13 protein-coding genes and 1 pseudogene are annotated in these 13,489 nt (G+C 69.8%); 2 read left to right on the forward strand and 12 right to left on the reverse strand.

Features of this window, described 5'->3' with window-relative positions:
- Window positions 1–39 precede the first annotated feature (39 nt).
- The 8 genes and pseudogenes from ABEB13_RS23740 to ABEB13_RS23775 all read right to left on the reverse strand — a co-directional run bounded on the left by ABEB13_RS23740 (window position 40) and on the right by ABEB13_RS23775 (window position 4,737).
- Window positions 40–228, reverse strand: a complete 189-nt coding sequence (locus ABEB13_RS23740) for a hypothetical protein (RefSeq protein ID WP_345707105.1) — start codon at window positions 226–228, stop codon at window positions 40–42.
- A 392-nt stretch (window positions 229–620) separates the two neighbouring features.
- A complete protein-coding gene (locus ABEB13_RS23745) occupies window positions 621–1,169 on the reverse strand; it encodes a GGDEF domain-containing protein (RefSeq protein WP_345707106.1) in 549 nt (182 codons plus the stop codon).
- Window positions 1,170–1,246: 77 nt separating this feature from the next.
- Window positions 1,247–1,786, reverse strand: a complete 540-nt coding sequence (locus ABEB13_RS23750; protein ID WP_345707107.1) for a DUF6197 family protein — start codon at window positions 1,784–1,786, stop codon at window positions 1,247–1,249.
- Window positions 1,783–1,986, reverse strand: a complete 204-nt coding sequence (locus ABEB13_RS23755) for a hypothetical protein (RefSeq protein WP_345707108.1) — start codon at window positions 1,984–1,986, stop codon at window positions 1,783–1,785. Before ABEB13_RS23755 ends, ABEB13_RS23750 begins: the two co-directional genes overlap by 4 nt.
- Window positions 1,987–2,001: 15 nt before the next feature.
- A complete protein-coding gene (locus ABEB13_RS23760) occupies window positions 2,002–2,193 on the reverse strand; it encodes a mobile element transfer protein (RefSeq protein ID WP_345707109.1) in 192 nt (63 codons plus the stop codon).
- Window positions 2,194–2,207: 14 nt separating this feature from the next.
- Window positions 2,208–2,903, reverse strand: coding sequence for a DUF2637 domain-containing protein (locus ABEB13_RS23765; RefSeq protein ID WP_345707110.1), 696 nt, complete (start codon window positions 2,901–2,903; stop codon window positions 2,208–2,210).
- A gap of 93 nt (window positions 2,904–2,996) precedes the next feature.
- A pseudogene (locus tag ABEB13_RS23770) lies at window positions 2,997–4,384 on the reverse strand (FtsK/SpoIIIE domain-containing protein).
- Window positions 4,385–4,389: 5 nt separating this feature from the next.
- Window positions 4,390–4,737: an SCO3933 family regulatory protein gene (locus ABEB13_RS23775; RefSeq protein ID WP_345707111.1), complete on the reverse strand. Its 348-nt coding sequence runs from the start codon at window positions 4,735–4,737 to the stop codon at window positions 4,390–4,392.
- 193 nt (window positions 4,738–4,930) lie between these two features.
- Here ABEB13_RS23775 and ABEB13_RS23780 point away from each other — a divergent pair, with 193 nt between their 5' ends.
- A complete protein-coding gene (locus tag ABEB13_RS23780; RefSeq protein ID WP_345707112.1) occupies window positions 4,931–5,689 on the forward strand; it encodes a GntR family transcriptional regulator in 759 nt (252 codons plus the stop codon).
- Window positions 5,690–5,692: 3 nt separating this feature from the next.
- Here the strand turns inward: ABEB13_RS23780 and ABEB13_RS23785 are convergent, their stop codons facing one another.
- Both ABEB13_RS23785 and ABEB13_RS23790 read right to left on the reverse strand, forming a co-directional pair.
- Entirely contained in the window at window positions 5,693–6,154 is a 462-nt protein-coding gene (locus ABEB13_RS23785) for a nuclease-related domain-containing protein (RefSeq protein ID WP_345707113.1), read from the reverse strand.
- Between the two features lie 74 nt (window positions 6,155–6,228).
- Window positions 6,229–6,543 (reverse strand): hypothetical protein, encoded by a 315-nt coding sequence (locus tag ABEB13_RS23790; protein WP_345707114.1) that lies wholly within the window; start codon window positions 6,541–6,543, stop codon window positions 6,229–6,231.
- Window positions 6,544–7,068: 525 nt separating this feature from the next.
- Here ABEB13_RS23790 and ABEB13_RS23795 point away from each other — a divergent pair.
- Window positions 7,069–7,863 (forward strand): TRADD-N-associated membrane domain-containing protein, encoded by a 795-nt coding sequence (locus ABEB13_RS23795; RefSeq protein ID WP_345707115.1) that lies wholly within the window; start codon window positions 7,069–7,071, stop codon window positions 7,861–7,863.
- A 1,958-nt stretch (window positions 7,864–9,821) separates the two neighbouring features.
- On the opposite strand, the gene ABEB13_RS23800 is transcribed toward ABEB13_RS23795, so the two are convergent.
- Together ABEB13_RS23800 and ABEB13_RS23805 are read right to left on the reverse strand one after the other, a co-directional pair.
- A complete protein-coding gene (locus ABEB13_RS23800; protein WP_345707116.1) occupies window positions 9,822–10,022 on the reverse strand; it encodes an N-acetylmuramoyl-L-alanine amidase in 201 nt (66 codons plus the stop codon).
- The gene (locus ABEB13_RS23805; RefSeq protein WP_345707117.1) at window positions 10,019–13,210 is read right to left on the reverse strand and encodes an N-acetylmuramoyl-L-alanine amidase; all 3,192 of its coding nucleotides are present in this window, start codon (window positions 13,208–13,210) and stop codon (window positions 10,019–10,021) included. The genes ABEB13_RS23800 and ABEB13_RS23805 overlap by 4 nt, the downstream gene beginning before the upstream one ends.
- Window positions 13,211–13,489: the final 279 nt, after the last annotated feature.

The raw sequence follows: 13,489 nt of genomic DNA on the forward strand, positions 1-13,489 counted from the left end.
CGCGACTCCGGGGCAGGTGGTCAGGTCAGGACTGGGGCGTCAGGCCGTGCGGGCCGCGGTGGCCAGGGGGCGGACGATGATGCCGAGGCCGCGGCAGGTGGGGCAGTTGACCGGGATGGTGTGGCGGGAGCCGTCGCGGAGGCGGGTGCCGGTGGCGATGACCGCCTGGGCGAAGCCGTCGCAGGCGGGGCAGATCCGGCCCGGGGCGTGAGAGGTCTGGGGCATCATGAAGGTCTCCTTCGTGGACTTCGGTTCGTGGAGGGGTTGCGGTCCCCGGGCCGGTGGGATGCTTGGCGGCTTTTGCCGGCCCGGGGATCGGTCTGTCAGCGGCTCGTTCACGGTCGCTGGCCAGGTAATTCGCGCGGAGGATCGCGTCTGCGGGGTTAGCCTCCTGCTCATGACTCGGGTGGGCAGGTATCGGTGGCGCACGCGCCTGCGCAGGCACCTTCCGTGGTTCCTGCTGGATCGTGGTTTCGCCCCCAAGGGGGAGCAGGACTGCGGGGCGCACGAGTGGTACAACCAGGACGGCGTTACCGCTCGGTGCTACCACTGCGAGGTCGGCGAACAGCCTTGGCCCGCGGTGGCCCCGATGCTGACCCCCGAGGGCCCGAGTCGGACCGCTAGCGGCGGCGGGAGGTCCGGCTGCCGGGCTTGTGGGCGTACATGTCGCGGTCGGCTGCGGTGAGCGCGTCAGTAAGTGATGGGACCGGCAGGGCGGCCAGGTGGCAGACGCCGACGGAGGCGCCCACCGGCAGCGGCTGGCCGAGGTAGGGCACCGGTTCTCCAAGAGTGGTGCTCAGGGCTTCGAGGCGGTCGGCCGCGTCCAAGACGACGACGGCGAACTCGTCCCCGCCGAGGCGGGCGGGGGTCCCGTTGCGTCCGCACCAGATGTGCAGGCGCTCGGCAGTGGCGGCGAGGACGGTGTCTCCGGCGGCATGGCCGTGGGTGTCGTTGGTCGTCTTGAAGTCGTCCAGGTCGATGAGCAGGACGGTCACTCGGTCCGGGTGGGTGCGGATCAGGTGTTCGGCGCGGGTGGTGAAGCCGTCGCGGGTGTGCAGGCCGGTGAGCGGGTCGCGGCGGGCGGTAGTGAGCTTCTGGTGGAGCCAGAGGCTGTGGCCGGTCCACCCGGCGAGGGGAACGCCGGCGGCGAGGATCGGGGCGAGGTCCATGGTGCGAGTCCTTCCGGAGCGGGTTGCGGGCCCGAGGACGGCGGGATGCTTGGCGGCTTTGCCGCCCCGGGGGCCGGTCAGATACCGAGGGACAGGGCGCGGGCGGACGCCCGGTCGAGCAGGTGGTGCACGTCGGCCTGGCGAGTGCCGGGCGCGTCGTTGAAGCGGTCCGGAGAGGCGTGCGCCCGTCCGGTGGCGTGGAGGACCTCCATCACCTGGACCCGGGCCCGGGTGACGGTGCCGGGGGTGCCGTAGCCGTGGGCGAGGACGGCGGCCTGGGCGCCGAGGAGGCAGACCCTGCCGGTGGTGTCCCAGAGGCGGCCCTGCGTCCAGCCGAAGGCGGCCATGTAGCGGGAGGTGAGGCGGAGGTGGTCGGCGACGGTCACCGGGGCCGGACGGGCGGGGCGGTGCGTGAGCCGGTCGAGGAGCGTCGGGCGGGTCAGCGGGAAGGCGGCGTTCCAGGCCTGCACGGTGCTGCCGAGCGGGCAGACGTACGGGGCTGTCTGCCGGGTGGCGGCCGGGAGGGTGGCGAGGTACGCCTCGATCTCGGCGACGAGGGCGGAGCCCTCCGGGGTGAGGACGAGCGGTCCCCGGAGGAGCGCGGCGGCGGTGGTCATCGGTGGTCCTGCTGGGTGCCGTTGACGACCTGGACGCCGGTGCGGGTGGTGCCGTCGATGACCGGCGCCAGGAAGCTGTGGGCGAGGTAGAAGCCGAAGAGGCCGATGGCGACGGCGACCCAGAGGCGGATGCCGAGGAAGCGGATGACGGCCCAGGTGATGACGCCGAGGACGACGACGAGCGGCAGGGTGACGGTCATGGCGGATCTCTCCTGTCAGCGGACGGTGCAGCGGTGGGTGCGGGCGGCGATCTCGGCGGCGGCGCGGCCGGTGTACTCGGCGGAGAAGCCGCAGCGCGGGGCAGTGCAGACGGCGGTGTGCATCTCGCGGCCGCGGCCGTCGTAGTAGGTGGCGACCTGGACGGGGCCGATGCGGACGACGTTGCGGGGGCGGATCGGGCGGGGCATGGCATGTCCTCCTGTCAGGCGAGTTGGGCGGCGATGGCGTCGGCGAAGTGCGGCGGGACGCCGAGGCGGGCCCGGAGGGTGTCGGTGCCGATCGGCTCGCCGGTCCGGGCGCGGTGGTCGTCGGCGACCTTCCGGGCGTGGTCGACCAGGGCGGCCGGGACGGCGACGGCCGGCGGAACCGGGGCAGGGGCGGGAGCCGGGTCAGCGGCAGTCGCGGTGGGCAGTGCGGGCAGTGGTTCCGGCGACAGGACGGGGACCGGGGCCGGTTCGGTGTCGACCAGCTCCGCGGCGGTCTCGTAGAGCGGCAGGTCGGCTTCTTCGCTGGCCGGTTCGGCGTGGCTTCCGGGGCTGTGGGCGAGGAGCGTGCCGCCGAAGAAGGCGAGGGCGGGCCACCCGGCGACGAGGATGCGGAGCCAGGCCGGGACGTGGACCAGGTCGAGGAGCCCGGCGGTGGCGACGTTCGCGCCGAGCGAGGCGGCCAAGGCGATGGCGAACCAGGTCCAGGCCGAGCCCGCCGGGCGGCCGGAGGCGCGAAGGGTGCGCATCCGGCGCCAGGCGGCGACCAGCAGCAGATCCACGGAGACCGGGTAGGCCCAGGCCTTCCAGCCGTGCTGGCCGGCGGCTTCGGCGATGTCGTGGAGATGGGCGAAGGACAGGGCGCCCGCGATGGCGGCTTGGATCAGGACGGCGTCCGGGCGGGGCAGGCGCATCGGTCTTCCTCCCTTCGATGAGAGCCCGGGTGTGGGCATGACTGGGTAGGGACGTGGCGCGGAGACGGCAGCGCCGGCCGATGGGGTGCGGTGCTACTCGGTGACCGGGTTCGGGAAGAACCGGGGCGGCACCGAGGGCTTCGGCGGGATGATGACCACCGGCGGGACGTACGGCCGGAATGCGGCGAGCGTCGCCAGATCGGGCACCAGGTGCGTGGTCGCGCGGCAGACGGCCGCGGCGTCGGCGAGGAGAGGTTCGGGGTGCGGATGCGGGACCAGCCGCCGGAGGTGTCACCGGCGACGGCGACGCCCGGCATGTCGGGGGCGATCTGAGTGGCGGTGAGGACAGCCTCCGGCGAGATGTCGCCGAGGCCCATCTCCGCGGTGGGCTTGTCGTTGACGCGGTGAATGACGCGGCCGGTCAGCTGGGCGCGGAGCATCGTTGCGCCCTTGCCCAGTTCGGCGCCGAACCGCTGGCCGCAGATCTCCAGGAACATCCCTGCGGCGCGGCCAAGTTGGGCGAGACGGATCAGCTGCGTGACCATGTGGTCCCGCCGTTCCTCCTCCTTGCGGGTGGCGATGAGGAACAGTTCGGCGATCTCGTCCACGATCAGGACCACCGGGACCGGCCGGAGCTTGGCCGGTAGACCCCAGATGTCCGAGGCGATGTCGTCGGCCGCCACGGCCCGCGGGATGCCCTGGTACTCACGGATCAGGTCGTACCGGTCCTCCATCTCCTGGACCAGGGCGTCCAGCAGGCCCCGGGCCATGTCCGGATCGGTGGCCAGCGCTGAGAGGCGCGGTGCGAACGGGGCCTGTTCGACGCCCCGCTTGCAGTCGATCCCGACCAGCGCCACGTTCCGGCCGGCGAGCTGGGTGATCAGGTTGCGGATGTAGACGGACTTGCCGGTCAGCGTTGCGCCGAGCGTCATGCAGTGCGGCACCGCCCGGTAGTCCCGGGTGAACGCCGTGCCGTCGTCCCGCATCGCGACCGGCACCACCAGGTCACCAGACGGTGGACGGCGCGGCATCCGCACCTTGCGGAGCACGTCGAAGCCGGTCATCCGAAGCTCCACCACACCCGGCTTGATCTCGGCGACGTGGACGGAGTGGACACCCCAAGCGTGCCGCAGCCGTTCCGCAGAGGCAGCCACGTCCGCCGGTTCCTGCCCGGGCGCCAGCCGGAGCCGGACCCGAAGGCCCGTGGTCGTCGGCCGGACCCGGCGGATGCGAGGCGGAACCGGACGGATCTCGCGGCGAGTGGTCGCCCGGGTGACCAGGACCCGCAGCCGGGACGGCGCCACGGTGAGCCCGCACGAGTCCATCGTGCTGCTGTAGGTAGCCGAGAAGCGCAGTGCGGTGACCGGCAGACCGACCGCCGACCAGAACACGGCCGGAGCCTTGACCCGGGCGTACGCGGCGCCACTGGTGACGGCGGCGAGCGCGGTACCCGCCTCGGTGAGAACGAGAGCCCCCGACATGGCGATCAGCCCTGGACCGCGGCGGGGACGAGCGAGGTCACCGCGGTAGCGCGGAACGAGATCCCGTGCCGCTTCTGGCCGTTGAACTCGTTCTCCCAGTCCCGCGCCTTGAGCCCGGTCAGCGCGACCGGCGTGCCGACGGTGAGCCCGTCCGAGATCCCGGTCTCCGGGACCGACACGGTGTAGAGGTTCGCCTCACCCTCGTCCGCGATGGTCAGCCCCACGGTCACCATCCGGGCCCCGGTCTCCCGGTCGATCGCGACCTCGCCCGTCTGGCGGTTGGTCACCTTGGGCGCCGGCGGGACGGCGACGAACACGAACGCGGTAGAGGTGTCGACCTTGAACACAGCCATGACGGCATCTCCCCTTCGTTGAGGAGCCTCCGAGTGAGGCTCTTCTCTAGAGATGTCTCCAGTGAAGCTCTCATCTCTAGAGAAGTCAATCTACTTCTCTAGAGATCTATGGAGTGGGATGCCTGTGATGCCAGAGGTGCGGGCAGAAGGGGGCGACCCTAGGATGTCTAGAGAACAGCGAGGAGCCGCCACGATGGCCAGCCCAGACGACCGCCGCCAGCCCAAGTACCAGCAGATCGCCGATGCGCTCAAGGACGCCATCCGGTCTGGTCAGTACGGGCCGGGCGACCGTCTCCCTGGTGAGAACGATCTGATGGCCACCCATGGGGTCGCCCGCATGACCGCGCGTCAGGCTCTGGGCGTGCTGCAGAACGAAGGGATCGCCGAGGCTCGAAAGGGCGTGGGCGTCTTCGTGCGTGACTTCCGCCCGCTCCGCCGGCAGGGCATCAAGCGGCTCTCACAGGAGCAGTGGGGCTCTGGCCGCTCGATCTGGTCGGCCGACATCGAGGACCGCACTCTGGTGGTCGATCAGGTCAGCGTCACCGAGGAGGAGTCGCCAGCCGACATCGCCCAGGTGCTCGGCGTCGAGCCGGGGCGTGCGGTGTGCGTCCGGAGTCGCCGGTTCGTTCTCGATGGCAAGCCGGTCTTGCTGTCGACGTCCTACCTTCCCGCCGATCTAGTGGCGGGTTCGGCCATCACCCAGGAGGACACCGGCCCTGGCGGGACGTATGCCCGGCTGGCAGAGCTGGGCCACAAGCCCGTGCACTTCCGTGAGGAGATCCGATCCCGGATGCCGTCCCAGGACGAGGCCGACCGGCTTCGCCTGTCCATGGGTACGCCGGTGATGTTGATCTGCCGGACCGCATTCGCCGGGGAAGGGCACGCCGTTGAGGTCAATGAGATGACCCTCGACTCCGCTTCCTACGTCCTGGAGTACGACTTCGACGCCTGAACGTCAGCGCTCCCAGGTGCGGCCTTGCCGGGCCACCGAGAAGATTCGGCCCACCTGTTCGGAGCTCAATGTCGGAGACAGCCCTGCGAGCACTCGGTCCAGCCGTCCCCCGTCTACGAGCAGGACTGACGGGAGTGCGTTCGCCACGGTGATGCTGTCGGCACCCACGACGGCTATTACGGGTCGGACGGTGACAGCGAAGCCGCAGAGCGCGGAGAGCAGGCGAGTGACCCGCGCAGCCTCGTTCTCGCTGATCGGCACGTAGCGAGTCGACGCGCGATTCACCGTGATGGCATGGTCGCCCTGCCAGAGGGCGGCGCCCCGGTGATGCTTGGTGTTGATGGTGAACACGCCGGCAGGACCGATGGCCAGATGGTCGATGTCACTGCCGCTCGGTAACTGGAGCGAGTGGATCACCTCCCAGCCCCGGCCACGAAGGCGGTTCAGCCGTCGCCCGGTGACCATCTCGCCTCGCAGGCCAACTGCCCAGGAATGCGCTTCCGTTCGGTCGGCCGGCAGCCATCGGGCTACGAGCCTCTTCAGGGGCTCGGCTCAAGAGCCGAGATCTGCCGACGGAGAGCATCGCCGGGCTTGTTCAGGGATAGGTCCACCGGCTGTCCAGCCGGCAGCTCCGGGGCCGACTGGGCGAACTCTGCCGGGGGAGCAGGTCTCTGGGAGGTGCCAGCTGCAGCAGGATGGGCGGCCATCACCACCTCGCGGCAGCTCTCATCGAGGATGACGGTCCGACCGGTGACCACGTCGTGCCACCCCACACACGTGCCGTCAGCCACCCGGTTCACATACAGCCGGTCGTGCCCGTGACGACGCCAGCGCTTGATCTCGAAGCCGTCCATCCCCACCCCCGGAACAGGAGCTACCCAGGCGCAAGAGCCAGTACACGGACGATCGTCGTGGCGCAGTCAACGAGGCGGGGTGGGTGGTTGGTTGGTCGAGGTGGAGAGGTTGTTACGAGTTTCGCTACTTCATCAAGGCGCGCACAGCGCGCCAGCGCGCGGCCCTGGCCGCTCGCCGACGCTCCTGTCTTCGCCCCGCTCCGGCGGCGCCCCGGCCGCGCCGGCGGACGGACGGCAGGGATGGGCTGAGCCCAGAACCCCGCCGGGGCCGGGGGCGGGCGGCTCCACGGTTTTACCCACCTGTCAGGACCGGGACCCGCACCGAGCAAGACCGGGGGCCACTCGGCCAAATTGCGGTCAGGCCCAGAAGCCCTGACCGAGTCGCAACAGCTTACGGCCCCCGATCATGCTCGGACCCAGACCAGACAGGGCACCGGCCAAAACCGCTCCACCGCCCGAGTTGCGATCTGAGCCCGTTTGCCGGAAGGCCCAATCAGTGGACGGCGGGGCTGGGAGCATGATGCTGTGACTAACACGATCCAATGGCTAGCACCAGCGGTTGCACTGGTGGGTGCTATGACTGGTACGGCCCTTGCCGCCCGAGGCGCCTCGGCATCGTACCGACGATTGGTAGATGAATACCGTGAACGCCTCCGGCGTGAGCTGCCTGCCACCCCAGCCGGCGGAACCAAGCTCGCTGCCGATGCAAGCGGCGTGGTGCTCACCATTCCACCCGAGGAGCCTCCCGGGGACACTGCCGGGGAGCCGAGCGGTTCTGATCGTCGCGTCACCAACACCCACTATGAGATCCACGTCCACCAGGATGCGCTTGAGCAACAACGTGCTGAGCGGGAGGAGCAGACCTTCACGGTCCTCTTGGCTGACTACTACGCTCACGGTCTGGCTCAAGCACAGCGCAGCTCAGTGGTCAGCCTGGCAGCATCAATTGTAGGCGGGATCATTCTCATGGCTGGCGTTTCGCTCGCGATCTGGCGCTCTGAGACGACTGGCCAGCTATATGCGGCTATGGCCACTAGCGTCAGTGGCCTCGTGACCGGCACGATTGCTGTGCTATTCCACAGGCAGGGACGCCTTGCGCTGCAGCACATGGAGGGCCAAGCGCAACATCTCCGGTTGGACATGAGGACTGAACGCGGGTTCCGACAAGCTGTGCGGCTGGTGGACCACGTCGATGACAAGGCACTGCGATCCCGGCTACAGGCCGCCCTGATTCTGAAGTTCTCAGATGCCCAGCTTCCCGATCTGAGTGATGCTGCTCCGTCGCCACAGGTGGCAAGCCAGCGAGCAGCTTCCGGCTGATAGCAACAGCGGCGGGCGCTGGCGGATCTTGGCACTTGCCGACGGTTCTGCGGTCCGGTGGGTCGACGGCTCGACTCAACATGTTGGGGGTTGGTTGACCCGCCATAGACGTGGCTAGACGCCGAGGCGGCCCCGGACGGTGAGTCCGGGGCCGCCTCTGGGCGATACGAGGTCAGCCAGCGCCAATCGACGATGGCGACTGGTGACGGCGCTCCTGCTGGTCAGCTAGCTGGAGTGAGTGCGGTCGTTGGTCGGCAGGGCGGGTGATCAGAACCTGCCAGCAACTCAGGTGGTCAACGGGAGGTCTGGCGCTCGCAGTCTGAGCATCGTCCATCGCGGCTGATCCCCCACGGACGAGACCGCAGGGCAAGGCCTTCGCCCCCCTTACCGCAAGCTGTGTGCTGCCGGCCGCTGTCCCACGCGTGCGTGATCTCGGCCCTTGCCAGGCTGGGGCTCTTCACAACAACTTCGGTGGCCGCTGTCCACTCTGGTGCTTCACTCATGCCCAGGAGTCTAAGTTGTCTCTGCCCGAGTTGAGTTGGCTGCCGGCTATGCCTGCAGACTCTCGAGAGACTGAGTGTCTAACTTCGCTACAACGACCCCGCACTTGAACGGACGATCGCGGACTCCAGGGGACTGTTTGCACAGGCCATCGACGACCTGGAACCTGCCGAGAAGGTCATCTGGGTTGCTTCGGGACGAAGAGGCCACGACCTCAACAAGCCCAGGGCATGCAGCGGTCCGAGGACGAGCCTCGGGTCAGCAGCTAATCGGATCGAGGCTCGGTGCTTGCGCGATACGGTGCACACCATGCCAGCTGACGAGAACAGCCCACGCTGTCCCGACTGTGACCAGTCCCTGACGCAAGGAGCCATGGTGCTCGGCCGCCGTGAGGAGGACGGGCAGCGTGTCTGTAGAGCAGTGTGGGGCTGCGCTCGTGGGCACGTCTGGTGGGGTTGGTCAGATAGGCCGGGGGAACCGCTGGAGGTCTGCCCTTATCCGAACCTCTTCTAGGGCTGACGGCCGTGCCACAGCCGTGCCATGTGGGGCGGGGAGTCGCGGGGAGTCTCGGGTGGTAGCGGAGGAGAAGTCACCAACCATGCAGCACAGCAAGCGTGCAGGTCAGACAGGTAGGGCAACGCCCGTTCTCCTAAAGCCGGTGTCGCAGGTTCGAATCCTGCATGGGGCACACAACCGGAGACAGAAATAGGTCCAGGCCAGAGGGTGGGAACCCTCCGACCTGGGCCTCTCTCGTTCCGGACGGCTGCGCCTCCCGTGCCCGCGCCGTGCCCGAGGATCGTGGAAATGCACGTCCGCACTCACGCCGGCGTTGACGTCGGATACTGAGGCCCCGTCACCCACGCAGTAGCGTGCCGTGAGCAGCGCAGAGGGGGATCAGGCCATGGGCCCAGAGCGAGAATCCGGCGACTCGGTCGAGGCGGCATGGGACTTCCAGGCACGTTCCGCGGCGGACTGGGACGACCGGGCCAGAGCCTCCACCGCGATTTGGGTACCGCCGATCATGCAAGCCCTCGTTGATGCGGCGCGGAACAGCGTGCTCGGCCGGTTCTATCCCTTCACCAGCCACGCCAGGCTCTGCTTCAGCACCGGTCCCCGGTACTGGCTGGGAGAGGGCGACGTGCTCCCCGTGTGCATCGCACTTCTCTCGGGGGCAGCTACTCGGTGGCCCACAAGCACGATCACCCGGTCGAAGCACTGCTTCAAACGACAAGCGCTGACGAGGCCGTGACAACGGCTGTAAGGGTGCTCAAGGATCATCTCCAGCCATAACCGCCGGCTCGTTGCGCCATGTCGCTGCCACAGCTTCGAACCCCGCCGTGAGGCGCTCTGTCGGAGGCGGTGCGGAACGAGGAAGGGCCGGCTCACGAGGGGGAACCTCGGGAGCCGGCCCTTTGCTGTCGATTCGAGCGGCGGAGACGTCGTGGGGCGGTCCGCCGTCAGCCGGTGTAGTAGCCGGTGATGTCGGCGACCAGGTCGATGTCGCCGTAGCGGTTGTAGAAGGACACCTTGCCGTTGTTCACCGGGACCACGACCAGGTTGGGGATGACCTGGCCGGGGGTGAAGTTGAGGTTGGACGCGACGGGGCGTGTGGTGTCCGCCGGGTAGACGGTGACGAAGCCGCCGGCCGTGGGGTTCACGGCGGTGACGTTGAGGACGACCGCGGTGACCCCGGTGAGCGGGAGCCCCGCGCGGCCGGCGACGCCGAGGTCCAGGGAGCTGTCGCCGTGCAGGCGGGCCGCCTTGCCGCTCGCGGTGCCGGTGCCCGTCCGGGTGTCGAGCAGTCGTGCCGGGCCGGTGCTGATGAACTTCGCGCCGGCATCGGGGAGTAGTAGCCGGTCATGTCGGCGACCAGGTCGACGCTGCCGAACTTGTTGTACAGGTCCACCTTGCCCTCGGATATCGGGACTATGACCTGGTTCGGGATGGTCTGCTTCGCGGTGAAGTTCAGGTTGGAGACCACCGGGAGCGCGCTGCCGTGCGGGAACACGGTGACGAAGCCGCCGGACGACGGGTTCACGGCGGTGACGTTGAGAACCACGCCGGTGGCGTTCGCGGGCACGCCGTCGAGCGCCAGCGTGATCGTGCTGTCCGGACCGACCGGGGCCTTCGTGGCGCCGGTGCCGTACCGGGTGTCGAGCAGGCGGGTCGGCGCGACCGTGGCCAGGCGGCCGGGACCGTCCGGCGCGTAGTAGCCGGTGACGTCGGCCAGCAGGTCGACGTTGCCGAACTTGTTGTACAGGTCCACCTTGCCGTTGACGACCGGGACGACGACCAGGTTGGGGATGACCTGTCCGGCCGCGAAGTTCAGGTTCGACGCGACCGGCCGCGGCTGGCCGTCCGGGTACACGGTGACGAAGCCGCCGGAGGTCGGGTTCACGGCGGTGACGTTGAGGATCACCGCGGTGGCCCCGTCGGGCACCCCGGTGCTGCCGCCGGTGATCGGGAGCGTGACGGTGCCGCCAGCACCGACCCGGGCCTTCGGCGCGCCGGTGCCGTACCGGGTGTCCAACAGCCGCTGCGGTGTCACCGGGCTGTAGCCGCTCGGTACGGGCGTCGTCGCGGTGACCACGTCGACGTCGGTGGACTTGAGGAAGGCCAGCCGGTGGTTGTAGCGGATCGGGTAGTAGGTGTCGCTGCCCACCACCAGCGTGCGGTCGTCGGGCGCATCGCCGTCGATGTTCTGCGCGTAGTAGAAGTCGCCCGCGAGCGGCTGGTCGGCGCCGGGGAGGTACCCCTGACCGGCGGGGATCGTCGCGGTGTACGGCATCGGCGCCAGGTTGGTGGTGTCGATCGCCGGGTGCTGGGCGTAGGCGTCGAGCTCCGGGTACGACCGGCCGTAGACGGGGATCGAGGACAGCCCGGCGCGCGGCACGAGCACGCTCTGGCCGGCCCGGTTGTCGGCAGCGCCGCTCTGCCCGTTCGGGTTGTAGAACCAGCCCTTCACACCGTCGTACCAGATGGCCGTCCAGTCGCCCTGCTGGCCGGCGACCACGTAGCTGGTGCCCGCGACGGCCTTGGCCTTCCAGTTCGCCGCCTGGGTGGTGCCGCCACTGATCAGCGCGGCGCTCGCATTGGGCGCGGTCCGCAGGTAGACGAAGTTCTCCGGGCGGGCGGCGGTGCCGTCCACCGGGGGCGTGTTGGTCGAGTCGAAGGCGGGCGCGATGGTGACCTTGCCGCCGACCAGGATCGGACCACCGGTGCTGGCCCGGACGGGGGCGCCGATCAGGTCCATGTAGTGGTTCCAGTCCCAGAACGTGCCCGGGTCCCAGTGCATGGTCGAGATGTCGCTCTGGCGCGGCCCCGGCACGTCGTCGTGGCCGATGATGTGCTGCCGGTCGAGCGGGACGCCGAAGCGGTCCGCCAGGTAGCGGGTCAGTGCCGCGGAGGACTGGTACAGCTGCTCCGAGTACCAGGTCGACTGGGTCGTCGGGAAGGCGTAGCCCTCGTGCTCGATGCCGATGCTGTGCATGTTGACGGTCTTGTTGCCGGCGTGCCAGGCCATGTTCTTGGTGTTGATCATCTGGGTCACGTGGCCGTCGGAGGACCGGATGATGTAGTGCGCGCTGGCCTGGGTGGCCGGCTTCTGGAAGGTGGCGATCGAGCCGTCGAAGCCGCCCTCGGTGTCGTGGATGACGATGTACCGGATGGTGTCGCCGTCGCTCGGCCGGTCGGCGATCGTGTAGTTGCCGTACGAGGTCGGGTCGGACGCCGAGGTCAGCGCGTACGCAGCCGGCTTGAAGTCGCAGCCGAGGCCGGTCGGGCACTCGATCGGGTGGGGCTCGTCCGCGGCGGCGAGGCCGACGGCCGCCGGTGCGGTGGTGAACCCGGCCTGGACGGCCGTGGTGGTGCCGGTGGTGCCGGTGGCAGCGTGCGACGAGGTGCCGGCGGTGCCGTGCGGGGTGGTGCCGGTCGTCCCGCCCTTGCCCGCAGTGCCGGTGGTGCCCGTCCTGCCGGTCCTGCCGGTCCTGCCGGTCTTCCCTGCCCCGGTCGGACGCTTGACCGCCTTGACGGGGGCGGCGACCGGGACGGGGGTCTGGCCGTCCGCCGAGCTCAGCCGCAGCGCGGCCGAGTCGCCCGCGGTGACCGCGGGGGCCGCCGCGAGCGTCACCAGCTGCCCGTCGGCGGTCATCCGGCTCGCGCCGACCCGGACGGTGCCCAGGACGCGGTCGGCGAAGTCGTTGCCGCCCTGGTCGGCCGGCGACTCGCTGAACCGTGAGACCGCGGCGTACCAGGACGCGGGGTCGCCCGACAGCGGCTTCCCGGCCTCCTTCTGGTACTTCACGAGGAGGGCGGCGGCGCCGCGGATGCTCTGCTCGGAGTCCGTCCGCAGCTGGTCCGCGGGCTTCTTGATCAGCTTGGCGGCCTTGTCGAGCGTGTGCAGCGCCGGGCTGTCCTCGACCTGGACCGGTGCGGCCTTGGCCCGCACGGGCGCGTCGTCGCCACGGCCGTCCACCTCCGGTCCCGGGCCTGCGGCGATGGCCTTGGCGACGGCCGCGGGGTCGACCTGGGTGAGCCCCATGACGTTGTAGTTGCCGGTGGTGCTCGGCTCGCCGTGGTGCGACTCCCACCGGGTCTGCTGGTAGGACAGCGCCAGGAGGACGCTCTCCGGCACGTGGAACTCCCCGGCCGCGGCCGCGAACTGGCGCTGGAGCGCATCCGAACCCGCCGCGGCGGACGCCGGGGTGGTGTCTGCACCGGCGAACAGGGCGAAGCCGGTGGCGGAGGCGACGACCGCTGCGGTGATCGCCAGCGGAATCCGCAGCCGGTGGCTACGGCGGTGTGCGGCACCTGTGGAGCCGTTCCCGGCTCTGTGAGAGGCAGTCAAGGGAGTCTGCGGCCTTCCCGTGTTCAGGGCCGGTGGGGAGTCGGCCCGTGTCTGAGCCGGCTGGCGCGCGAAGGGGCGTCCCAGCGGGGGCTGGTGTGCCTGGTCACACAGCGGGCGACGAGAAGCTAGCACCTGGTCGGACGTGTACACCCCGGCGGGGTCGACCCGTCGGGGATTCGACCACGAACGTCACCGGGACGGGCGGACCAGGGGGCCGTACGGGCTGACCCGGAGTCAGGCGAGGAGTGCCCCTCGGTCGACCCGGCTCCGACGGATGAC

It is taken from the genome of Kitasatospora paranensis, from assembly GCF_039544005.1.
GTDB lineage: Bacteria > Actinomycetota > Actinomycetes > Streptomycetales > Streptomycetaceae > Kitasatospora > Kitasatospora paranensis.